Genomic DNA, 23,588 nt, shown 5'->3' with positions numbered 1-23,588 from the left:
GACTGCTACGGGCTGGCGGCTACGCCAGCGCTCTACGACGAGGCCCTCTTCGTCCTGCGGGGGGTACTGCCGCGCATGGTCGGGCTCGCCGAGAAGGAGAAGTCGGTTCTCATGCTCTCAGAGGAGATAGAGAGGACCAGGCGCCGGGTGAACGCCCTCGAGTACGTACTGATACCGCAACTCGAGGAGACCGTCCGCTACATAAAGATGAAGCTCGATGAGTTCGAGAGGGCGAACCTGACCCGGCTCATGAAGATAAAGGAGATGGTGGCCGAAACGCCTGCCCCCTCCTCTTGAGCCGCATCTGAGTGCGCGGATCATGGCACGGCGAACGGACTCAAGCGATTTTATGCGGTCACCCTCCAGCTTTTGTGATGCACTACGAACAGCATGTCACGCGCGCGAGATATGGCGACGTACTGGTTCGCCCTGCTGCAGTACGGCTCACCCCCGTCAACGTCACAGAATATGACGATGTCCGATTCCAGGCCTTTGGCGCGGTGCAGGCTCGAGAAGCTGATGGCATCATTCTCTCCCGGCGGCTCATGCTCGACGAGGGGATAGCCACCAAGGCGGCTCACGTCCGCCAGGCACGAGCGCGAGCGCTTGTGGGAAGATATGATCATTATCCGACCGGTGTCGATGTTCCTCGAGAGCAGGCTCGAGATGATCTTCTCGATGATCGACGCCTGCTCCTCCGGCTTGCGATAGCTAAAAAACCGCACCCGGTCACCGGGCATCCAGTCAGGAACACAGTTGATGTTCACGCCGCCGATTTTGCGGGTAAGTGCGCAGATGTTTCCCGTGCTCCGGCAGTTCCAGTTGAGTGAATGGGGCTCTACCTCGAACGGGAAACTCAGTTTCTTGCCGTAGATGTTTTGCTGTTCGTCGTAGAAGATATAGAAGACATCCAGGCCGCCGAGATCCAGCACCTTCATTGCTACATCAAGCCATTCACGTTGAAAATCCTGTCCTTCATCGACCAGGACGCAATCGAACCGGTCAGACGCCTTCTCCAGGGCATCCTCCAGAAGCATCGGAGCGATATAGCCGTAGAACTCCTGGCCCTCTTCTTCCGGCGCTCCTTCGCCGGGCGGCTCGTATTCGAGGCCGGCTGCTTTTGCGTACTCCTCGCATAGCCCGTGGAAGTGCCGCACGGTGATAGAACCCGCCCGGCCCGCCACGTTGTCGGCCCACAATGTCAGATGCCGCGCCAGCGGCTGGTTGTAGCACAGAACCAGCACCCGCGCGCCATCCATCGCGAACCGGCGAGCTTTCTCCATGAGGAGCTGGGTCTTGCCCGTGCCGGCGTAGCCCTTGAACAACGCTCGCTTCAAGTCGGGCATCGCCTCGAGAAACATGCACTGCGTCCGGGTCAGCTCCACGAAACGCTCGTGCTCCTTCTCGAAGCGGACGTTCAACGGAACCGTCACCTCGTAGCGCGCGAGTAGCACTTTGTCGAGAAGCGCTTTGTGTTCATCCTCGGTGAAATCCCGCGATCTTTGCCTTTTCTTGCGCCACGCCTGGAACAGTTGCTCGACCCGCGCTTCGATGGTTTCCCCGTCACGGTGATCTATGACGATCTTCTTGTCGACGTGGAGGGGGAGGTTCTCATCGGGCGCGATGCCGTCGGGGAAAGCCACCGCATAGCCGCACGTCACCGGCAAAGGCCCGGCGCCGGAACCGAAGATATTGCTTTTTCTTATCCGTTCCACCAGCGTGTTTACATTGCGCTCGGCCTGCAGGAACGGGTCTTTGATTACGTGCTCCTCTCCAGTGTGCGAGGTGGAGACCCACTGGTTGCGGACTGCCACCCTCCTCACCTGTCCTCCCTTGACCTCGACGACAAGGAAGCCTTTGCTCTTGTGCAGGATGAGGAAGTCGGTCTCGCCGCGACGCATGGAGTCACCCGACGAGGTCAACAGGTGAACGCCGTGGAAGACCCGGTACTCATCGGACAGGTTATCCTTGAGCCACTTATAGAAGAGCGCCTCGCCGTACGCGTTCGCGCCGAGGGCGACCTCCGGGATCATCTTCGCCATCTGGGCACATCCCCTTGCGGTTCTACGCTGATGGTTTCGTTCTGAGCCGCCTGGACGAGCATTGCTCGAGAAAACGCGAGAGCCCGCGGTTCTCCCAGGAGGGTTCGGCCGTGACCGTCCTCTCGAAGATATGCCTGGCCGCGACCGCGTCCGCCAGCGCTCTGTGATACCCACTGTGGTCAATGCCGAGAACTTTCACAACGGTTCCAAGCCGGTAATTGGGCATCTTTGGCAGGAACCGCTTTGACGCTTTGATCGTGCATATCACCTCGTTTGGCGGAAGCTCCATGCCGGTTCTGATGAGCTCAGTCGTCACTATGTCGATGTCATATTTCGCGTTGTGCGCCACGAGCACGCATCCGGAAGCGAACTCAAAGAAGTTCTCGAGAACCTGGCGCGCCCGCGGCGCGTCGCTGACCATCTCATCGGTGATCCCGTGAACACGAACCGCATCTGGAGAGATCAAGCAGTCAGGGTTAACCAGGGTCTGGAAGTACTCGCCTTCCTCTCCGACCTTGAAGCGCACGGCGCCCACTTCGACGATGTGGCTGAAGGAGGAAAGACCGCACGTCTCGAGGTCAAACGCGCAAAAGATCGCTTCCGCAATGGAAATATTGCCGCGGTCGTTATTGTTATTGTTCAATTTTTGGTAACTATTCAGTCTGTCCGCGCTTCCGCTTGAGGACGACAAAACTAAATCTGGACCGTTGCCACCTCGGTCAGGTCATCCAGCCTGTTTACCTTGATCTTGCTTTCTGAGACCGTGTAGAGATTCTTCTCGATCCACAGGCTCCGCTTCACCGACTGCGCTGAATCGTAGTAACCGTAATTCTGCGTGAGTTCGGCGGCGTTGTCCAGGTGGGTCACACGCCCCTTGAGCTCAAAGCCACTGGTCAGCGAGACGTCGTAGGCGTAAGCGCCCTGGAATGTGTAATCGCCGTAGTCGGACGCATGGCGTCCAGGCGCGGCCTTTTTATCAGGAGTCAGCTCGGCAAGTAACACAGGCAGAACCAGCAGGTTTTTCGCGCGATCGAACAGGAACGCCTTGTGATCGTACAGGGCGTAAGAGTCTGTCCCCCTGTCGCCAATCTCTACCTTGTGCATCTCGGTAGGATTGGCGACGTCCGTCACGTCGAAAATGGCGAGTTTAAGCCCCTGGTACCACGCGAAGTTACCGCCCTCCTCAGGGCTGGCTTCTACCGTGTTCTTGCCGAGGCCGATGACGTGCGTCTCATCGTAAGGGTGCAGGTAGTCCGAGTACCCCGGGATTTTCAATGCGCCCAGAACTGTGGGTTTGTTCGGGTTTGTCATGTCGAGCACGAACAGCGGATCCACTTTCTTGAACGTGACCAGGTAGGCCCTGTCGCCCATGAATCGCACCGAGTAAATGCTCTCTCCACGCGCCAGTCCTTCGAGCCTGCCCGTTATCTTCATGTCCGGGCCAAGGACGTACACGTTATTGGTCGAGCTAGATCCCTCACGGCTTACGCGCCCGCATGTTGTGGCTATCCTAAAATAACCTTTCGTCTCGTCCATCGAAAACTGGTTGAGTATCGTGCCGGGGACTTCTCCCGCGCCCAGAAATTTGGTGCCCGGCCCGTCAAATTTGAATTTGTAGATCGTGGTTTGCTCGTCTTGCTGAGCGTGCGGATAGCGCAATCCGTCGTAGAGCCAGTTTCCGCCACTGGCAACGTACAGGTTCTTAAGGGAGGCGTACACGTTGTCCGAATGACCCGCTATCGTTCTCTTGTTGAGGCGAGCGCTCCCGTTCTCGAGCGAGATGGACACGACCGAGAGAAAAGACGTAAAGCTCTCGGGATCGACGACCTCGATATCTTTGTAGTCGCCGATTGGCGCGAACGCCTCGTCCTTGCCGCCGCCCGCGACATCGCGGTAGCGAGGAATGATGTCTGAAGGTGTGATGTTTTTCTGGTCGTAGGTGACGTACGGATAGGCGGTCAGGACAACGTGAACGTTGCTGCCGATCATTCGAGACGTCGAGTAAGCGCCTTCGTACTCGACATTCCTTATCAGGCCCGGCTTCTCCCTGTCAGAGATATCGTAAACCCTGACGAAAGCGGTGTTTCCGCGTGGACGGGAAACGTCTTTCTCGAGCAGTGGTTCGGGCGAGGAGTGGGAAGCGCCGATCACCACCAGCCTGTCGCGCAAGACAAACAGTTCACTCAGCTCAATATCTTTGTCAGACTCGATTCTCGACACAACACTGGCTTTTTCAGCCGGATGCGCCGCCACGATAACCACGGATTTGCCGGAGATGGCGTAAATGTATCTGCCGTCGTTCTTGACGATGTCGGCCTCGTCCACGCCTTCGACCTGGACGTTGGTGCTGGAGTGCTCCAGGGCGCCGGAGATGCCGGCGACGGGCGCGGCGGACTTGAACATCATTCCGCCTTGATACGCCTTTTGGCCGTTCTTGTACGCTCTCATGAAATCAGCGGCGGACGCGAACCTGCCGAGAGATGTTCGTCGTGGAGACTTCGCGACGAATCCGTCTTTCGCGTAGTAGTATGTGATCACGCCGATGCCGGCGGCGATCGCCAGGATCAAGACCAGAACAAGAGCGATTGACTTTTTATTCATGGTTCCACCTTTCCCTTTCAATCCACGGCTTCTTTGCGGTTAGACGCAACCGGGCGATTTTATGTTTCATGGGGCGTCGGTCACTTTCCACTTTTCTCATCCACTTTTACGCAGGGGCACTGCTCACCGCTTGCGCGGTTGACATTGCCAGATCCCCCTCTACGCAGTAAAGGTAGACGGAGAGGTAGACGGTGCCTGACCCCTAATTTACCTAATTTATTATTGCTTGTTTGTTCTAAAGGAAGCGTGCGCGGCAGGTTCACCGTTTATCTCGAGCTGCCAGCAGTAGCCTTTGTCAGGCTCGAGCGGAAGTCCGACAAACCCTATTGCCGCCGCGAAGTCAAGCTCGGCGCCGACCCAACCTCGAAATTTCCATCATGCCTGACCGGCTGTGGCGGATCGCCCAACGCGATGGTCACGCCGCTTGTGTCCTGCAACATCAGAGACATGTCATGTCTTATGTTTGTCTTGTCCCAGGGAACAAGAACTTTAATGGCTACCGCCATATTTCTCAATCCCGGCTGGCAACCCGTCCAGCCTCCCCCCATGACGTACAGCTTGCCGTCGATGACTTCCGCATAATCGCAGAGCAGTATTATTGTGTTCACGATCTTACTTCCTTCCCGCGCTCTGTTTTAGCGCGTGGGCCAGAATCTCATCAATGCTCTTGACAAACAAGAACAGCATCTCCTGCTTCACGAAATCGGGCACTTCCTCCAGGTCTTTTTCGTTATCCTCGGGAAGCATGACTTCCTTTACGCCCGCGCGGTGCGCCGCGAGCACTTTCTCCTTGACGCCGCCTACCGGCAGCACCTTGCCGCGCAACGTTATCTCACCGGTCATAGCGACTTCTTTCCTGACCGGCTTCCCGGTGGCCTCCGACACAAGCGCGACCGCCATCGTTACACCCGCGGACGGGCCGTCTTTTGGGATAGCCCCCGCTGGCACGTGAATATGGATATCGCGCCTGTCGAAAAACTCCCCGGCGATGCCGAGTGTTTTCGCGTTGGCGCGCGCGTAAGTGACCGCGGCCTTCGCCGACTCCTGCATGACCTCGCCGAGCTTTCCGGTCAGGATGAGACCCCCGGCACCGGGGTAGGATTCCGCTTCGATGAACAGCACGTCGCCTCCGACCTCTGTCCATGCGAGACCGGTCGCGACTCCCACCTCGTCGCGCTCCTCGAGAACCTCCTGCCGGAATCTTATCGGCCCGATCATGTCATGAAGGTCTCCGGCGGTTACCTCGAACGGCCCTTTCTCGCCTTCTGCCACTCGCCGCGCGAGTTTTCGGAGCACGCTCGCTATCTCGCGCTCGAGGTTTCGCACTCCCGCTTCGCGCGTATAATTGCGGATGATGCTGTGAAGCGCTTTGTCCTCGATAGTCACTTTCATTTCCTCGAGTCCGTGCTCCGCGAGCTGGCGTCCAATCAAAAACTGCCGGGCAATACTGGCCTTTTCCGGCTCGGTATAGCCGGGCAACTCCAGCACCTCCATCCGGTCGAGAAGCGCTGGCGGTATCGTGAACAGCACGTTGGCGGTAGTGATGAACATGACATGAGAGAGATCGAAAGCGACATCCAGGTAATGGTCGCTGAACGAGTGATTCTGCTCCGGATCCAGCACCTCGAGCAGGGCCGCCGACGGGTCGCCGCGGAAGTCCATGCCGAGCTTATCCACTTCGTCCAGCATGAATACCGGATTATTTGTGTCGGCTTTGCGCATGCCCTGGATTACGCGCCCGGGCAATGCGCCGACGTAAGTCCGCCTGTGGCCGCGTATTTCCGCCTCGTCGCGCACGCCGCCCAGCGAGACGCGGTGGAAGTTGCGCCCCAGCGCCCGCGCGATCGAGTGCCCCAGCGACGTCTTGCCAACGCCGGGCGGGCCGACGAAACACAGGATCGAGCCTTTTGTGTCTTTCTTTATAGTGCGCACGGCCAGATACTCGACGATCCTTTCCTTCACTTTCTCGAGATCGAAATGATCCTCGTCGAGAATACGCGCGGCGCGCTGAATATCCAGGAGGTCTTCAGTGCTCTTGTTCCATGGCAGGTTTACCATCCAGTCGAGGTAGGTGCGCGCGACCGTGTACTCCGCGGCGGCGGCCGGCATGTTCGCGAGTCTGTCGAGCTCGCGTTCCGCCTCCTTGCGCGCCTCTGAGGACATGCCGGATTCCTCGATGGCTTCACGAATTTTGTTTATTTCCGTCGTCTTCTCGTCGAGCTCGCCAAGCTCGTTCTGAATCGCTTTGAGTTGCTCGCGCAGGAAAAACTCTCTCTGCCCCTTGGAAAGCTCGGACTGCACCTGATTCTGGATCTTTGAGCCCACCTCCAGAACCTCGACCTCGTGATTGAGAAACACTGTCAACTTGCGCAGGCGCTCCTTGACATTGAGTTCTTCGAGGATCTCCTGCTTCTGCATGGTGTTCAAGTTGATATTCGCCGACAGGAAATCCGCGAGATCGTTCGGCTCGTCCACGTTCATAGCCGCGATGTATATCTCCTCGGGAAGGTACGGCGCCAGGTTGACAATCTGTCTGAAGAGGTTGAGCGCGTTGCGGGCCAGCGCCTCGACCTCGACGGTGTCCTCGAGGACATCCCTGAGGCGCTCGACCTTTGCCTTGAGATACGGCTGCTCCTGCGTGTATTCGATCGCCCTGATACGCGCGATGCCTTGAACCAGCAACTGCATGTTTCCGTCCGGCAACTTGAACATGCGGGCTACCGCTACCGCGGAACCCACGTCGCAGAGGTCGTCCTTGCCGGGAACCTCGTCTTCTATGTCTTCCCTGGCGGCAAAGATCGCGGCGATACGGTCGCCTGCCAGCGCATCGTCTATGAGTTTGATCAGTGGCTCTTCGGTGACCAGGAGCGGCGCCACGATGTGTGGATAGATCACTATGTCCTTGAGCGGCAGGATCGGAAGCTCCTCGGCAATCTCTATCTTGTCGACCGGGGCTTCGCCTTTCTCGTCCTGCGCGGGCGCCGGCTCGTCCAGCACGTTGATGGCCGCGCCTTCTTCGAGCTCGTCGTCAGGCTCGTCGTCAGGCTGCGTGGCGCCCCCCTCGTTTGCGATATTTTCAAGTGTCAACGTCTATCTCCACCTCTCCGGAAGGCGCCTTTGGAACCTTTGGCAACCTTATCTCCATGAAACCGTCGACATACACGGCCTTCGCCGCCCCGGCATCCACTCTCGAGGGAAGCGGCACCTCGCGCTCAAATATCCCATAGTTGATCTCCATGCGGTGATAGCGCCTGCGTGGCACGGTTGGCGGCTCACGCCTGATGCCGTTTACGCAGAGGTACTCTCCGTGCACTGAGACACGCACGTTCTCGCTCTCGACGCCCGCCAGATCCACCACCACTATGACCTCTTCCGCAGTCTCGGAGACGTCGCACAGGGGTTGCCATGCCTTCTCGAAAAAGAAAACCGGCCTCTTCCAGCGATCAAGGTGCTCGAAAAAGAGCACGAGTTCACTCTGGATGTCCTCGGGCGCCATGAGACACACTTCTTCTTCCATCTTCCCGTCACCTCCCGGCCGGTCTGACCACCTACCGCTTATAGTCCGACCCCAGTACCACTACAACCTGCGCGCTGTAACTCGAGGTTATGTTCTCGGAACTCTCGAGAACGGGCTCGTTCACGCCGGCAAGGTCGGCTGCAACCGCGCCAGCCTTGCTGCTGTCGCTCCCCGCATAGTACAGCGTCGTCTTATCATACCTGCTCGAGGAATTGTCGACATCCACCGGTGGGTATCCCAGGCGCGTGAGTTGCCTGGCGACGGTGGTCGCGAGTCCTTTCACTCCCGATCCGTTCAGGACCACGACCTTCACGCCGGATCTGCCAGCGTTAGAAGTGTCCGCCAGTGTTTCCTTTTCCGGCAGGACCTCCTGCTTGCTCTTAAAGGAATCTATCATCTGTTGAAATTCAGTTGTATTCACGATGTAGTACCACGCGCCACCCATGACCCTGGACACGCCGGGAACCGTTGACATCTGGAGGTTGCCGCCACGCAACTTCCGGCCAAGCCCGAGCATCCGCATAAAGGAGAGATCCGTTTTCACGTCGTTCGAGACGGCGTTGACCACCCTCACGACCTTGAACGGGTTTCGCTGGCGCGAGACCGTCGATAGCATCGCCTGCAGAAAATCGCGCTGGTTTTTGATGCGATCCAGATCACCGCCGGGAACCGAGTGAACGTCGTGACGCGCGCGGACGAGCGTGAGCGCCTGATTCCCGGTGAGAGTTACGTCACCCGCCGGCACATCGCCGGCGTACTTGTCGTGTATAGCTTTGTCGATATGCATCTTCACGCCGCCAAGCGCGTTCACTATGTCCTTGAATCCCTGGAAATCTATCTCGACGAAGTGGTTGATCGGCAACCCCGTGAACTCACGAACCGTATCAATAGTGAGTTCCGCGCCACCGAACGCATGGGAAGCGTTGATCTTGTTGTATCCCTTGTAGCCACTGATCCTCGTGCGAGTGTCGCGGGGAATCGATATGACAGCGGCTTTTTCCCCGTCCGGATTGACACTTACCAGCATCAGTATGTCGGCCCGGCTCTCCTCTTCGCCCGGGACGCTGCCTTTGTCGACTCCAATTATCAGGGTGGTGTCGGGCTGGCCGCCTTTCTTCGAGTCAAGCGCCCTGGCGACGGCGGGGATTTTCATTTTTGACTCTTTGCCCTTGAGCCACACGAATCCCCACACAAGCAGGAGCGCCAGCAACAGCACAAACGCGGGAACGCCCCACTTGAGCATCCATCGCCAGCGTATCCTTCGGCGCCTGTATTTCGTTGGCCGTTCTCTACCTTCACTGTACATCTTCATGATTACCTCAATTTTACACCAACTCTTTCTGCTACTATGTTTCCAGCCAAAACGCATAATGGGGTCAAACCAAAATATGCGTTTTGTAACAGATAAATGGGAGTATGCATAAAAACGCATATTTTGGTTTGACCCCATTATGCGTTTTGCGCCGTCGAAGATGGGAGGTCAAAGCATTACATGAAATATCGTGAATCCATGCTCTCGACAGATGAGATGGTTGTGTTTGATGTCCATCATCATCTATTCGTGCTCTGGAAGCCCGTTGTGCTCTTATGTGGATTTCTAGCCACATGGATCGCTATCCTGTTTCCTACCGGCGCTGATGCCTGGATCGTCTTCGGTGGCCTGCTTGTTATCCTGGCTCTTTCCTTTTATCTGGCCTCGCGGGTGCTGATCTGGTCGCACGCCAACCTGGTTCTGACTGACGGGCGACTTATCTATCAGACGGGAGTAATCTCGCGACGGTCACGTGAGATTCCTCTCTCAAAGATAAACGACGTGTCGTTCTGCCAGATGGTTCTGGGGCGCTTGCTCGGCATGGGAGATCTGGTTGTCGAGTCGGCGGGCGAATCCGGGCCATTCTCTTACCGCAACGTTCCCGGTCCTGAAAAACTCAAGATGCAGGTGCTCGAGCAAATCCGCCGACAGCACGGTGGCGAGGACGAGCCGTCCATGCAGCAGCGGGTCGCGCGGGCTGTCGAGAAGCACCAGCCTACTTCCGAGATAAACCCTCTGCCGCCGGAAAGGCTGCCTCTCTATTCGGAGATCGTCGATCAGATCGAGCGCCTTGACGCCATGCGGGAACAGGGCGTCCTCACGCCCGAGGAGTTCCAGCGGACAAAGGAAGCGCTACTGGAAAAACTATCCGGGGATGATAAAAATTGATCGCTGACTACCACGTGCACACGAACATGTGCGGACACGGAACCGGGGCGCTCGATGAGCTTGTCGAGGCCGCGATCGCCAAAGGACTCGACGAAGTGGGCATCGCCGATCATCTCCCTCTTTTCTACACCGATGATCCCTGCCTGGCGATGGCGCCCGAGGATCTGCCTGTATACGTCGAGCGCGTGCTTGATCTGAAGGAACGCTACCGCAGGCGGATCACCGTCCGTCTCGGTATCGAGGCCGATTATCACGCCCCCACGCAGGAGAAGCGGGCGCGGTTGCTGGAACAGTATCCCTGGGAGTACGTGATAGGCTCAGTGCACATGCTCGACGACTGGCTATTTGACGACCCGCGCCAGCTCGCGCGATACGAGGGGCTCGACATCGATCAGTTCTATATCGACTATCTGAACGCCGTCGGAGACATGATCTCCACAGGGCTCTACAACACGGTCGGGCACGCCGACCTCGCGAAGAAGTTCAACGTGCGAGCTTCAATCGATCTCGAACCGCGCTACCGCGATCTTTTGATGAAAATCAAAAACGCGGGCGCCTGCTACGAGATCAACACGGCGGGATTGCGCTGGCCGGTGCGCGAGATGTACCCGGCGCCCGAGTTCGTGAAGCTTGCGGCGTCCCTCGGCGTCCCTGTGACGCTTGGCTCTGACGCGCACAACCCCCAGGACATCGCGCGGGATTTTGACAGCGCGCTCACGCTCATTAATGATGCCGGCTACAAAGAGATGGCGACTTTCGATCGCGGTGTCATGCGGCTCGCGCCCCTTTCTACCTGAACGCCAATATCCACACCCCGAGAGTCGCGAGCGCGAGCGCGGCGATTACGATCCAGGGAAACAGGCTGTCTATCTCATCACCCGGCCGGGATCGTTCCGCCGGGGAACCGGAAGCGCCTGCCGTGGGAGTCGAGATGTCGCGGGACGCGTCGGCTGAACCCTGAATGAAAGCTCGAAGCCTGTCGGTTGCGCTCCTGGGCCGCAGCCCCCTGTCGCGAGCGATCTCTTCTTTTAACTTGCAGATAGGGCAATCGCGGTAGGAGTGAGGGGGTTCATCACACGTCGAGATTCCCAGCGTAAGGGCAAGTTCTCCGGCGGAGCGCGGCCTCGCCAGCGGATTCGCGTCGAGACAGCGAGAGACAGCGGACTGAACGCCATCGGGGAACTCGAGGACGGCGCGCGCTTCTTCTCCCGCATCGAGCACCAGTCCCGCAATGCCTCTGTGAAGCACAACAAAGAGAGCGCCAAGCGCGTAAACGTCAGTCGCGGCGGTAGCTTTTCCCTGGCGTTGCTCGGGAGCGAGGAAAGGCGTCTCGAGGGACGCGAGCTCAGGAAACTCCGCGCGGACGTACCAGAGCCCGAACTCCGAGAGTTTGACCGCGCCGCTACCGTCAACCCACACGTTTGTAAGCCCCAGCCCCAGATGAAGAACCCCCCACCGCCGCGCCGCTTCGACAGCCTCGAGAAGTCCGGCGAATATACGGTCGGGCGCGGGCTCTACGACCCCACCGGCCTCCTGAACCATAGCCGCGAGTGGAAGCCCATCGGGCAACTCCGTTGCGAGGTACGGGCCGACCGGGGGATTGCCCCAATCAAGTGGCTGCAGCACAGCCGGGTGGTCGATTCTCGCCCACGCCTGAATCTCGGCGGCCGCGAGCTCCCACGGCGCCTGTTCCGCCAACCCGGAAGTAAACCTACGGAACAGGAGTTGCCGCTGGTGCGGCAGGTAAACCCCGCGATAGAGCTCTCCCCAGGAGTCGCTTGCGAGGAGTTCCTCGAGTATATATCCCTCGTTTTTGTAAAGCTCGTTGATATCTTTCATAATTACTCTGCTTAATTATAAAGCAAAGCAACCACATTCACAACCGGGGTTTTCCGACAGCGGGAGGGATGGAACCGTAATGCAAAAACGCATAATGGGGTCAAACCAAAATATGCGTTTTGTAACAGATAAATGATGGGAGCGCCCATAAAAACGCATATTTTGGTTTGACCCCATTATGCGTTTAGATGCGCGGCTCAAGGGTAGTTGAAGCACTCTGTCGAGAGGTAGCGATCTCCCCTGTCCGGGAATATCACAAGAACGGTTCCGCTCTTCATCATCGACGCCTGGCGCACGGCCTCGCACATCGCCGCGCCACTCGAAATGCCCACAAACAAGCCCGCTTCGCAAGCGAGCGTGTGTGTCATCTCAAACGCCGAGCGATCGTCCACATTTACCTTTTCGTCGAGGATGGAGACGTCAAATATCGGAGGCATAAAATCGGCGAAGTTGCGCAGCCCCTGAATTTGTGAGTTGACGAACGGCTCGACCGCGACGGCCTTCAGGCCGGGATCCCGCTCGCGGAGCTTTCGAGTGACCCCCATAAGCGTGCCGCCGGTGCCGATGCCAACAACCAGCACATCGACTTTATCGGTCTGCTCGAGGATCTCCTGTCCCGTCCCCTCGTAGTGCGCGCGAACGTTGTCCGGGTTGGCAAACTGGTTGGGCATGTAATAGCGCGGATCTGAGGACATGACACGGCTCATCTCAATAGCGCCGTTCATGCCTTCGGCGCCCGGAGTCAGCACCAGTTCCGCGCCAAGGGCTTTCAGTGTTCGCTGGCGCTCGACGCTCATAGTCTCCGGCATGACTATCTTTGCTTTGTAACCCTTGACGGAAGCGACCATCGCCAGGCCGATGCCCGTGTTGCCGCTGGTGGGCTCCAGAATGGTCATGCCGCCTTTGAGCTCTCCGCGCCGCTCCGCGCCCTCGAGCATGTAGAGCGCGATGCGGTCTTTTACCGAGCTGCACGGGTTGAAGCCCTCGAGTTTCGCGAGGATTCGCGCGCTGGGATTCTTATTGATAGCCTTGATCTCGACTACCGGAGTATGGCCTATAAGGTTTAGCACTCCATTTTCATCGGCGTCATTCATTTTGTCCTCCTGACTCTACCTTATGATATATTTTCTTGCGGAGTTCGTCACGAGTAAAGGATGTGGAATGGCTGACGCGAGCAAAGCGGGGTTAACCGATTCAATCATCATCGACGCTTCTGTCAACGCCATAATGGAAACTCTCCTTGATTTCGAGTCGTACCCTGATTGGATGTCAGGCGTTGTTGAGGTCGAGGTTATCAAGCGGGACAAGAAAAAGCGCGGCACACAGGTTCGCTACGTGGTGGACGCTATCCTGACAAAGGTGAATTATACCCTCGACTACACTTACAAAGAAAAAGAAAACAAAATAGAGACGGCCTACGTCGAGGGAGACCTTGACGACTGTAGCTCATGGTACAAGCTCGAGGCGCTGGACGATGACCGCACCGAAGTGACTTATCATTACGAAGTTGCGTACTCTATCCCGCGGGCGCTGCTCAACCCGTTGACGAAGAGACTCCTCAAAAGTGTTGACAAACGCGTGATGAACTCCTCACTGAACGACCTCAAAAAACGTTGCGTTCTGGAGAGTTAGCGAGAAACGCAAAATCTGGAGCGGGAAATGCGGCTCGCTTAATCTCCGTACTTTTTCTATGTGAGAGTCTTGATAGTTGTGCTATATTGTAGTACAATAATTGTGCCAAATTGTAATACAGCAGTCCAATAGAGAAGGAGCATGATGAGAGAATCAGTGTCAATAAGCCTGCCCCCCCGGCTTAAAAAGAAGCTGGATCAATTGGTCAAGGAAAACCAGGTGAACCGTAGCGATATAGCAAGAGAAGCACTGAACGAATACTTCGCCAGAAAGGATCTCGAGCGCATTCGCCAGAAGATGGTTCCCCTCGCCGAGGCCAGGGGCGTGTTTACCGACGAGGACGTTTTCAGGGAAGTGTCTTGAGGGTCGTATTCGACACAAACGTCATCGTTTCCGCCTTCATCACTCGTGGGACATCGTTCGATGTATTTGAGCACTGCCTTTCGTCTCATCAGAACTTCATCTCCCCGCATATCCGCAATGAGGTGGAATCTGTTCTCTCCAAGAAGTTCTCGTTTCCCCCCACAACGGTCGAGGAAATCTTGGGCTACCTGGATAACAATCTCGGGTTCGTTGAGGCAGATCCGATCGAAGAATCTATCTGCCGTGACTCATCAGACGACCTGGTTCTCGCTTGCGCCGAAGCGGCGCAAGCCGACTGTTTGATAACCGGTGACGAAGACCTGCTTGTTCTCAAGGAATTCAAAGGCACGCTAATCATCAGGCCGTCTAACTTCTGGAGGTTCGAGAAGGGCCGGCCTTAGCAAATGTTCTTCTAGTTTTTGGAGCGGGAAACGGGTCTCGAACCCGCGACCTTCAGCTTGGGAAGCTGACGCTCTACCAACTGAGCTATTCCCGCTCGCGGCTATGATAACAGCATCGTCTTTGTAAATCGAACGGGCAACACGGATCAGTCCCCCATGGCGCGCGGACGCGCCACCACCTAAAATGAAAATGTCTCAGGGTAGCACACCCCCACTTTAGTTCTCACTTTTATACACGAAACAACCCAGGGGGTCTGGCAACGTCTACCGCGCAGCGGTAGACGGTGCCTGACCCCTGGTTGCGGTAGACGGAGCGGTAGACGGTGCCTGACTGACAGATATTTTCATCCGGTTTTGCCTGCAGAACAACGGCCGGCTGGCGGCACAGAAGCGCGCGAGCCACTTCAGTTTTCTTTTGGATGAGGAGATATCGCGAATGGAAGAGGTGGTACAGGCTTCCTACGGCAACGACACGAAGACTGAATTCAATAAGCAATGCAAGCCTTGACATTTCTTGCCAATTTGTTTATAGTATCAGGTAATTGCCCTCCCCCCGCGGAACAGAAAGGTGGAAGATTTGAGAAACTCCGAACCTCTGAAAGTCAATGTGCTGCAAAGAATCCGCGAAGATCTCAAGGAATGCCTCGGTGAAAAACTCAAGGTCAGGGCTAACAAAGGACGCAAGGTCGTCGTCGAGAATATGGCAGTGCTTGAAGAAACTTACCCGCATGTCTTTGTGGTCAGGGTCGATGCCAAGACCGCTCCCGGTCAGCGTATTTCCTATAGCTACACCGACATTATCACCAAAACAGTAGAGCTCTCCAAACCGGATTCAGAAGAGGACATGTTCGTTTGGCTTAGCAGTTGATTCGTCAATTTCAAAGGCGGCGTCCCGGTGGCGCCGCTTTTTTATTTCGGCGTTGTTTGCCAGTTGCTTTGACACAACGGTAAAATACTCCGGGCTTGAGGCAGCAATCACAATACCGCCCGCGGGCGGCTGTTCAAAGGAGGCTCAGTTGGAGAACGTCGTAATCGTATCCGCGGCGCGGACACCGTTCGGGACATTTGGAGGCTCGCTCAAGAGCGTCCCTCCCGTTCAGCTTACAACCCTCGTAATCAAGGAGGCGCTCGAGCGCGCGAACCTCGCGCCTGACGCCATAGACTCCGTAGTTTTCGGGCAGGTCATCACGAGAACCGACGAAAACAACCTCGTGGCGCGCTGTGGCGGCCTCGCGGCCGGTCTCCCCGTTACGGTTCCTTGCCATACTGTCATCAGGGGATGCGGCTCTGGCATCGAGTCGGCTGTAGCCGGGGCGCGGCAGATAATGCTTGGCGAAGACGAGGTCGTCATTGTGGGTGGTGTCGAGAACATGAGCATGGCGCCTTATCTTTCCAAGGACGCGCGCTTTGGGCTCCGAATGCGCGACTCAGTTCTCACCGACAGCCTCTGGGAAGTTCTCAACGACCCTATTACCGGATTGATTATGGGGGAAACCGCGGAAAACATCGCGAAACGCCATGGCATCACACGCGAAGAGCAGGACAGGCACGCTCTCGCGTCCAACCAGAAGGCGCTGAAGGCCATCGCTGAAGGCAAGCTCAAGGCGCAGATAGTTCCCGTGGAGATCAAGGGCCGCAAGGGCACCGTCGTCTTTGACACCGACGAACACCCCAAAGACACTGATCTGGAGCAACTTGGAGCGCTCCCCTCCGCTTTCGTGAAGGATGGAACCGTCACTGCCGGCAACTCGTCCGGCATCAACGATGGGGCCGCCGCCGCAGTTCTCATGTCGGAGAACCGGGCCAGAGCGGAGGGAATCGCGCCACTGGGCCGCGTTGTCTCTTATGCGGTCGCCGGTGTGGATCCCGCCTACATGGGATACGGCCCCGTGCCTTCGTCGCGCAAGGCGCTGGAGCGCGCTGGCATGACAGTGCGGGACATCGACATCTGGGAGATCAATGAGGCTTTCTCGGCGCAGTACCTGTACTGCGAGAGAGAGCTTGGCGTCGATCCCGAGCGCGCGAATATCTGGGGGGGCGCCGTCGCTTTCGGGCACCCCGTTGGCGCCTCCGGCGGCAGGCTCATCGCGACTGTCCTCGAGGAACTCAAGGACAGGAACGCGAGCGTTGGCTGCGTTACGCTTTGCATCGGCGGCGGGCAGGGAATCGCAATGATAATCGAGCGCCTTTAACTTTTGGGGGTCAGTCCCTCAATAGCGCGCGGACGCGAAAACGCATAATGGGGTCAAACCATATTATGCATTTCTATGCATACTCTCATTTATCTGTTGCAAAACGCATAATATGGTTTGACCCCATTATGCATTTCTATGCATACTCCCATTTATCTGTTGCAAAACGCATAATATGGTTTGACCCCATTATGCGTTTTTCAGGCGTGTTTCTATCTCATCAACTATGTGTTCGAGTTCATCTAGATCGGCACTCATCGGCTCGCGCGTGAACCTTGGCCGGTAGAAGAGCGCGGCGGCTTTCACGCACAGGCCGAGCCCAAGAGACGCGTCAGCCCTGCGACCAAACTCGAGCGCGGTCTCCGCTGTCCTCCTGGTAAGCCCCACACTTGAAAGCGCCTCGACCATTCTGCCGAATGCGACTACCTCGCGCCGCGCCGTCCCGTCCGCGCGCTCGGGCGCGGGACGAGGGAGATTCGCGCGTCTGCGCCTCCGTCTCCAAAAAACACCGGCTGCCGCGAGCGCGATCAACATCCCCGGGACAAGAGGCCAGGCCCACCTGGCGAATGCCGAAGTTCCGCGCCCTAACCGCGAGATGGCGCGCCCGAGCGCGAGCCCCGACCGCTTCAGCCCGCGCCGCATGCGCGCCGGCAATATTTTCCCCACTGTTTTTCCCATGACTTTCAAGAGCGAGAACCCCGCCCAGGTCGTGTCTTTGTTCGGGAACGTGAAGGGATCGGAACAGCCGGGCGTCGGGTCGAACGGTATCCAGCCGAAGGTCGGGAAATAGACTTCCACCCAGGCGTGCGCGTCGCGGGCGCTTACCTCGTAGTAGCCTGTTAGTGAGTTGTACTCGCCGGTCGCGTACCCGACAGCCACTCGCGCGGGGATCCCGAGCGTCCGGCACATCACGGCCATCGTCGTCGCGAAATGCTCGCAGTATCCCCGTTTGGCATTGAACAGAAAGAACTCCACGGTGTTTTCGTCTTTGCCCTGGCGCTTGACCTTGAGATCGTACGGGTAGTTGTTCCGCAGATAGTCGCAGATTGCCTGCGCGCGCTCGTACTCAGTAGAGCTTTCCCGCGTGACGGATTGCGCGAGCTTCCCCACCGCGCCAGACATAGTGGGCAACTGGCAGAAGCGCTTCTGCAAGTTCTCAGGCGTGATGGCGCCGGTGGATAACCGCAGCATTTCGGGCGTGACGTCACTGACCTCTGACACAACTGTGTAGATCAGGCCCGGATCCAGTGTGACAGGAGTCAGCACCGACATCATCGAGTCCACTTTCAAGAACTGGGTCGGAAAGTAAACGTCGCGCGGCGCGTACGCGGCAAAGAGTGTGTTGGGCAACCGCTTCTCGATAAAGAACGTTTGCACCAGCCCACGAACGTTGTAACGCGACGCCTCCTCCGGGTGCGTGACGGTTAGAGGCAGGCCGCCAGAGGAGATGTCCTTCCGTTTCTTTTCCGAGCTCTCCCAGCCGTTTCCGCGGAACCTGTCAAACGCTGCCGCCCGCCAGTACTCCGGCTTGCCGCTCCTTACCTTCATGACAATCCCGTCAGGAAGAATCCCGCGGACGCGCAGGTCAAGAAAACTGTTGAACCCGTGGTACGAATCGGGGCTGAACGGCAACGGGTTCGCGGGGAATCCCGTGATGTTTTTGTAGCCAGGGTTTTTTATGAACGGCTCGAACGACTTCGGGATGTTTCCCACTTTTGTCATCGGCAGGTAGGGGCTGTTGAAGCCCGACAGGCGCGGCAACGCCATGAATATCAACAGGACAATCGGCACAATGGCCAGGCCGGTCACTGCCAGCAATCTCCCGGGGTGGCTCTTCTTCGCCGGGACAAAGAGATCGGACTGTGCCACAAGCGACGACCTGTGCCCCAGATAGAGAGACGCGAGTCCTATCACGAAGAACGGCACTATGAAGTAGAGGAAGTCGCTCGAAACGCTCATCGATCCCGCGAACGCTATGAGCACCGCTGAGCTGACCAGCGAGAAGTCGAGATCTCTTCGAGCGGGCAGGTCAAACGAGTGCAGAACCTGCAGACACAAAAAGAGCTTCACGAGCGGGTACCTGAGGTCGTAGATCGAGCTGCCCAGTTCGGTCCAGAAAACAAAAAACACGGTGAGCAGCAGGACGCTCAGGACGATCTTTACAAGCAGATTTGCCCGGTCCCTCGTGTAGTATGAAAACGTCGAGCCCGCTATGACTTCAATGACCACCAGTGCCCCGGCGTCCCAACCGACCGCGCCATACTTCACCACCGCCACGACGCTTATGAGTACCGTGGCCAGAACGGCCACGCGAAAGCCACTGGACTTCTCGTGATATGGCGGCCTGTTTATAAAGCGATAGTACTCAATGATTCGCTCAAGCATCGACCTATCTCCCGATCAGACGTAATCGCGTAGAGAGTAAAGGGAAGGCCGGTAAACCTCGCCAGCCACGGCGCTTCATACGGCCATTCCTCTTCCCATCGAGGCCCGTAGGCGCCATCCAGCGCTAGAACGAGCGAGCCTGCCAGACAATCGCCAAACGATTCGAGAGCCTCCGCCACACTTTCAGGGGGGGCGTTTGTAACCAGAACGAGCGGCTGGCCGGGCGGCATCAGTTCACGCGTTGTCTCGAGAACTTTGACCACGGCCTTTTCCGCGCGAGATTTTATCAGAGGCGCCGGGGGCTTGTATGAGGCAAGCGTCTCGAGGCAACCGAAGAGGGTGAATGCTTCTACACTCTCAAACGCGTTACCGTCTGGAAGAACCAGCAGCGGAAGATGCCCCATCGACTCGTAGAAGCTGACAATGGAGGCCGCGGCGCGCAGACCGTCCTCCATGCTGTTGTGATTTTCATCTCCAAACACAGGTGGCCATAGCGCTACGGCAAGCGCAACAAAAGGCTTCAGTTCCTGCTCATACTCTTTCACGATGAGCGTGCCTCGCCTCGCGCTGGAACGCCAGTGTATGTGACGTAGCGAGTCGCCCCTGGAGTACTCCCGTGTCCCGTAGTAATTCTGGCCGATGCCTTTGCGGGACCACTCGATCGACTCGACGGGGACAGGACTCACGTGTGCGTTGAAATAAGATGAATCAACAGGGGATATTCGGGGAAAAACTATCAGGCGCTCTCCGGTTGACGTTCTTCTGCGGATACTGGCGCTTCCAAAAACGCCACCCGACGAAACGCTCATCTCCGCGGGGCCATACACGCCACGTCTGGGCGCCACCATCTCATAAGACGCATCTACCCCGGTATGACCTGGAACGTACTCAAAAGCTATTGTCTTAACGCTGGAGTCGCGCGCGCGACCTCGAGCGTCGACCGCGTTGCCCGTGCGCAAAAACTCTTTGAACTCCGCCCTGTGAGAACGCATTCTGTTTCCCGGGGCATCGCTTCCCTTGCCTTTGAACAGGAGATCTTTCACCGTCAGCAGGCGTCTGCCAGCGCTCCCTGTGTTGCTCACGCGGATCAACACACTGAATGGATCACCCTCAAAGACTCGAGCCGACATCGAGCGACACACGTCCAGCTTGCGCGTCGCCCGCCAGCCAGCAAGGATGTCCACGAGCAGGAGAGAAAAGAGAACGCTTGCGACAAGGTAAAGCCACCCCGACTTGATGCTGGATGCGATCAACAGCAGCGCCAGGCCGACAAGCGCGGTAACGAGGGATCTCTTTGTCAAATTCCCTCGTCCCGGCACCCGGTTTCTTTCACGGGCACGGGCGCCTGTTCGAGTATCTCCGACATTATTTCCGTCGACTCGCGCATGCGAGTGCGCGAGCGCTCTCTGGTGATAAACCTGTGCGGCAGCGCCCACCGGGCCATTTCTTTGATGTCATCAGGAATCACGTAGTCGCGGCCGTCCATCATCGCTGACGCCTGTGAAGTGCGCGCCAGCGCCAGGCTTCCTCTCGGGCTTGCTCCCAGCAGAAGGGCGGGATGGTTCCTGGTCATGTGCACAATAGTTACAGCGTAATCCATCAGATCCGGGTGCAAATACACCTCTTTTACCGCGGACTGTATCTCCCTGATCTCATCGGCGTTCAACACGGGCTTGATGGTGTCTATTGGATGTCTAAACATCTGATCAGTCGCGATCATCTTCTCGGACTCGAAGGATGGGTATCCAAGCCCCGCGGATATGATGAAACGATCCCGCTGCCCTTCAGGCAGAGGGTATGTGCCATAAAACTCTATCGGGTTCTGGGTTGCTATCACGAAAAACGGGTCCGGCAGGCGCATGGTCTGGCCGTCCACGGTCACCTGGCGCTCTTCCATTGCCTCCAGCAGGCTGGATTGCGTGCGCGGCGTGGTGCGATTGATTTCGTCGATCAGAACCACGTTGGCGAATATCGGGCCCGGCTGGAACTCAAACTCGCACGTTTTCTGGTTGAACACTGAGACCCCCGTCACGTCAGATGGAAGCAGGTCGGGGGTGAACTGGATGCGTTGAAACGAACTCTCTATCGAGCACGCGAGGGACCGGGCGAGCATTGTCTTGCCGGTGCCGGGAACGTCCTCTATCAGAAGATGGCCTCCGCACATCAACGCAATGACCGCCAGCTCGACCGTACGGCGCTTTCCCTTTATCACGGTCTCGATATTCGCCGCGAGGGTTCTCGACTTCTCCTGAGCCTCGGACTGTTCCACCGCGTCATCCTTTTCTCGTCATCAAGAGGCGTGGAAGCATTGTAGCAAATAGGCCGAAAACAGGTTGGCGCAAGGCTATTTTCCACCGCCCGCTTCGTCTGTTGACAGATGTATCAAATCGATATATACTTCTGTTCTGATATATCGAATTGATATATTGGGAGTCAATTGTAAGGAAAGGCGACGGAAAGTGCTTGATCTGGCGATTCTGGGCCTTCTCAAGGAAAAGCCGATGCACGGGTACGAGCTGAAGAAGCGGCTCTCGTATATGCTCGGTCATTTCTGGGTAGTGAGCTACGGTTCTCTCTATCCCGCGCTGAAACGTCTCGAGAAGTCGGGTGCCATTGAGCGGGCTTACTCCGTCAAGGAGAAGACGAGACATCGCAACGTGTACCGCATCACAGGGGACGGTGAGGGGAAGTTCATGCGCATGCTTACGGACAACCTCTCAGATGCGCGCCTTGCTGAAGGCGAGAAGTTTGATGTGCGCATGGCGTTCTTCCAGTACCTGGCGCCTGAGTCCCGCCTGTCACTGCTCGAAATCAGGCGTGAGTCCCTCGAAGCGCAGGTCGCCACGGTCAAAACGTATTATTCGAGCAACAGAGACAAGGAGCATTACCGCACTAATATGATGCGCCACAAGATCGATCTCTTGAAGAGCGACATCAGGTGGCTGGGCAAGCTGATCGAGCACGAGCGGGGAATGATCCTGAAAAGGGACGCCGCAAGCAGTTTGGACGAGATAGAAATGGATACCACACAGAGCGAAATTTCGGTGGCTTCGAGCGTTTAGCTCAGCCACCGCGATGTGAACAAGGAGGCATTTGAAGATGGCAGAAGTCAGGGTCGCAATAGTAGGCGTGGGTAATTGCGCTTCATCCCTCATACAAGGAGTCGAGCATTACCGTAACGCCAGCGAAGATGATGGCGTTCCGGGACTCATGCACGTGACCATGGGAGCTTATCACGTGAACGACATCAAGTTCGTGGCCGCGTTCGATGTGGACTCGAACAAAGTTGGCAAGGATCTCGCTGAAGCCATCCTCGAGCCGCCGAACAACACGAAAAAGTTCGCAACCGTGCCACCGTTGGGCGTCAAGGTGCACCGTGGCCCAACCATGGATGGCCTTGGCAAATACTACAGAGAGACCATTGCCGAGAGCACGGCGCCTGAAGTGGACGTCGCAAAGAAACTGACGGAGAGCGGGGCCGACGTCCTCATAAACTACCTTCCCGTAGGTAGCGAAGATGCCACGCGTTACTACATCGACGAAGCCCTCAAGGCAGGTTGCGGCGTGGTCAACTGCATTCCGGTCTTCATCGCAAAAGAAGAAATGTGGCAGGGCAAGTTCCACCACGCGGGGTTGCCTATCGTGGGTGACGACATCAAAAGCCAGGTCGGGGCCACAATCGTGCACCGCGCTCTCGTGCGCCTATTCAACGACCGCGGAGTCACGCTCGACAAAACGAGCCAGCTCAACGTCGGCGGCAACATGGACTTCAAGAACATGCTCGAGCGCGAGCGGCTGGAGTCCAAGAAGATATCCAAGACAAACTCCGTAACCTCCCAGCTCGATCGCAAGATCGAGAGCGACTGTATCCACGTCGGCCCCTCTGACTTCGTGCCCTGGCTGGAAGACCGCAAGTGGGCTTACCTCCGTTGCGAGGGAACGGCCTTTGGGGACGTTCCACTGAACATAGAGCTCAAGATGGAGGTGTGGGACTCGCCGAACTCCGCCGGCATTGTCATCGACGCGCTGCGATCCTGTAAGATCGCGATGGACAGGGGCATATCAGGCGCTCTGGTGGGTCCGTCCGCTTATTTCATGAAATCCCCGCCCATCCAGTTCTCCGACAGCAAGGCGCGCGACATGGTGGAAGAGTTCATCCAGGGAAAAGACACGGGACTCATCTCCACCGCGGAAATGGGCAACGGGAAAGACCTCGAAGACCTCCAGGATGCGATCTCTGACTAATATGCAAAACATCAGGGGTCAGACACCGTCTACCTTTACTGCGTAGAGGGGTCAGGCACCGTCTACCGCTTTAGCGGTAGACGGTGCCTGAACATTCTTCCCGAATTTTCAAGAGGATTTATGTGTTTTCCCGAAGTTCATACTCCCTTCCGTGTTCGATCATTGACCATA

Annotated in this window: 22 protein-coding genes and 1 tRNA gene; 10 read left to right on the top strand and 13 right to left on the bottom strand. The window is 57.1% G+C overall.

What is annotated here, in order from left to right:
- On the top strand, positions 1-297 hold a 297-nt coding region (locus CVT63_04125; GenBank protein ID PKQ28194.1), incomplete at its 5' end, for a V-type ATP synthase subunit D.
- A gap of 50 nt (positions 298-347) precedes the next feature.
- Here the strand turns inward: CVT63_04125 and CVT63_04120 are convergent.
- From CVT63_04120 to CVT63_04090, 7 genes are all read right to left on the bottom strand, one after another.
- Positions 348-2,042, bottom strand: coding sequence for a hypothetical protein (locus tag CVT63_04120; protein PKQ28193.1), 1,695 nt, complete (start codon positions 2,040-2,042; stop codon positions 348-350).
- 22 nt (positions 2,043-2,064) lie between these two features.
- Positions 2,065-2,733, bottom strand: coding sequence for a DNA polymerase III subunit epsilon (locus tag CVT63_04115; GenBank protein ID PKQ28192.1), 669 nt, complete (start codon positions 2,731-2,733; stop codon positions 2,065-2,067).
- 2 nt (positions 2,734-2,735) lie between these two features.
- Positions 2,736-4,643 carry a hypothetical protein gene (locus CVT63_04110; protein ID PKQ28191.1) on the bottom strand — a complete coding sequence of 636 codons (1,908 nt, stop codon included), beginning with the start codon at positions 4,641-4,643 and terminating at the stop codon, positions 2,736-2,738.
- A gap of 323 nt (positions 4,644-4,966) precedes the next feature.
- Entirely contained in the window at positions 4,967-5,251 is a 285-nt protein-coding gene (locus CVT63_04105) for a hypothetical protein (GenBank protein ID PKQ28190.1), read from the bottom strand.
- Between the two features lie 4 nt (positions 5,252-5,255).
- Positions 5,256-7,637: an endopeptidase La gene (gene lon / locus CVT63_04100; protein PKQ28198.1), complete on the bottom strand. Its 2,382-nt coding sequence runs from the start codon at positions 7,635-7,637 to the stop codon at positions 5,256-5,258.
- 82 nt (positions 7,638-7,719) lie between these two features.
- Complete coding sequence (locus CVT63_04095) at positions 7,720-8,160, bottom strand: hypothetical protein (GenBank protein PKQ28189.1); 441 nt, start codon at positions 8,158-8,160, stop codon at positions 7,720-7,722.
- Positions 8,161-8,191: 31 nt separating this feature from the next.
- Positions 8,192-9,610: a hypothetical protein gene (locus tag CVT63_04090; protein PKQ28188.1), complete on the bottom strand. Its 1,419-nt coding sequence runs from the start codon at positions 9,608-9,610 to the stop codon at positions 8,192-8,194.
- Between the two features lie 42 nt (positions 9,611-9,652).
- Between CVT63_04090 and CVT63_04085 the strand changes: the two genes are divergently transcribed.
- Together CVT63_04085 and CVT63_04080 are read left to right on the top strand one after the other, a co-directional pair.
- Entirely contained in the window at positions 9,653-10,360 is a 708-nt protein-coding gene (locus tag CVT63_04085; protein ID PKQ28187.1) for a hypothetical protein, read from the top strand.
- A complete protein-coding gene (locus CVT63_04080) occupies positions 10,357-11,157 on the top strand; it encodes a histidinol-phosphatase (GenBank protein ID PKQ28186.1) in 801 nt (266 codons plus the stop codon). The genes CVT63_04085 and CVT63_04080 overlap by 4 nt, the downstream gene beginning before the upstream one ends.
- Here CVT63_04080 and CVT63_04075 read toward each other — a convergent pair.
- Positions 11,150-12,199 carry a hypothetical protein gene (locus CVT63_04075; GenBank protein PKQ28185.1) on the bottom strand — a complete coding sequence of 350 codons (1,050 nt, stop codon included), beginning with the start codon at positions 12,197-12,199 and terminating at the stop codon, positions 11,150-11,152. The two genes, CVT63_04080 and CVT63_04075, sit on opposite strands and share 8 nt — an antisense overlap.
- Before the next feature lie 197 nt (positions 12,200-12,396).
- Entirely contained in the window at positions 12,397-13,293 is an 897-nt protein-coding gene (cysM, locus tag CVT63_04070; protein PKQ28184.1) for a cysteine synthase B, read from the bottom strand.
- A gap of 22 nt (positions 13,294-13,315) precedes the next feature.
- On the opposite strand from cysM, the gene CVT63_04065 reads away from it, so the two are divergent.
- From CVT63_04065 to CVT63_04055, 3 genes are all read left to right on the top strand, one after another.
- Positions 13,316-13,831, top strand: a complete 516-nt coding sequence (locus tag CVT63_04065) for a hypothetical protein (protein ID PKQ28183.1) — start codon at positions 13,316-13,318, stop codon at positions 13,829-13,831.
- 144 nt (positions 13,832-13,975) lie between these two features.
- Positions 13,976-14,194, top strand: a complete 219-nt coding sequence (locus tag CVT63_04060) for a hypothetical protein (GenBank protein ID PKQ28182.1) — start codon at positions 13,976-13,978, stop codon at positions 14,192-14,194.
- Entirely contained in the window at positions 14,089-14,595 is a 507-nt protein-coding gene (locus CVT63_04055) for a putative toxin-antitoxin system toxin component, PIN family (GenBank protein PKQ28181.1), read from the top strand. The genes CVT63_04060 and CVT63_04055 overlap by 106 nt, the downstream gene beginning before the upstream one ends.
- 19 nt (positions 14,596-14,614) lie before the next feature.
- Here CVT63_04055 and CVT63_04050 read toward each other — a convergent pair.
- Positions 14,615-14,690 (bottom strand) — tRNA-Gly (locus CVT63_04050).
- Positions 14,691-15,190: 500 nt separating this feature from the next.
- Here CVT63_04050 and CVT63_04045 point away from each other — a divergent pair.
- Together CVT63_04045 and CVT63_04040 are read left to right on the top strand one after the other, a co-directional pair.
- Positions 15,191-15,463 (top strand): Veg protein, encoded by a 273-nt coding sequence (locus CVT63_04045; protein ID PKQ28197.1) that lies wholly within the window; start codon positions 15,191-15,193, stop codon positions 15,461-15,463.
- Between the two features lie 148 nt (positions 15,464-15,611).
- On the top strand, positions 15,612-16,787 hold the full coding sequence (locus CVT63_04040; GenBank protein ID PKQ28180.1) for an acetyl-CoA C-acyltransferase: 1,176 nt from the start codon (positions 15,612-15,614) through the stop codon (positions 16,785-16,787).
- Positions 16,788-16,976: 189 nt separating this feature from the next.
- On the opposite strand, the gene CVT63_04035 is transcribed toward CVT63_04040, so the two are convergent.
- The 3 genes from CVT63_04035 to CVT63_04025 are packed head-to-tail and all read right to left on the bottom strand — an operon-like array spanning position 16,977 to position 21,336.
- Complete coding sequence (locus CVT63_04035) at positions 16,977-19,172, bottom strand: hypothetical protein (protein ID PKQ28179.1); 2,196 nt, start codon at positions 19,170-19,172, stop codon at positions 16,977-16,979.
- Positions 19,136-20,473 carry a hypothetical protein gene (locus CVT63_04030; GenBank protein ID PKQ28178.1) on the bottom strand — a complete coding sequence of 446 codons (1,338 nt, stop codon included), beginning with the start codon at positions 20,471-20,473 and terminating at the stop codon, positions 19,136-19,138. Before CVT63_04030 ends, CVT63_04035 begins: the two co-directional genes overlap by 37 nt.
- Positions 20,470-21,336 (bottom strand): AAA family ATPase, encoded by an 867-nt coding sequence (locus tag CVT63_04025; protein ID PKQ28196.1) that lies wholly within the window; start codon positions 21,334-21,336, stop codon positions 20,470-20,472. Before CVT63_04025 ends, CVT63_04030 begins: the two co-directional genes overlap by 4 nt.
- A 295-nt stretch (positions 21,337-21,631) precedes the next feature.
- On the opposite strand from CVT63_04025, the gene CVT63_04020 reads away from it, so the two are divergent.
- On the top strand, positions 21,632-22,234 hold the full coding sequence (locus CVT63_04020; GenBank protein PKQ28177.1) for a PadR family transcriptional regulator: 603 nt from the start codon (positions 21,632-21,634) through the stop codon (positions 22,232-22,234).
- 37 nt (positions 22,235-22,271) lie between these two features.
- A complete protein-coding gene (locus CVT63_04015; protein PKQ28195.1) occupies positions 22,272-23,417 on the top strand; it encodes an inositol-3-phosphate synthase in 1,146 nt (381 codons plus the stop codon).
- Positions 23,418-23,588 lie beyond the last annotated feature (171 nt).

Source organism: Candidatus Anoxymicrobium japonicum, assembly GCA_002843005.1.
Lineage (GTDB): Bacteria > Actinomycetota > Geothermincolia > Fen-727 > Anoxymicrobiaceae > Anoxymicrobium > Anoxymicrobium japonicum.
The sequence above is the reverse complement of the archived record's forward strand: the minus strand, read 5'-3'. Positions and strand labels throughout refer to the sequence as shown.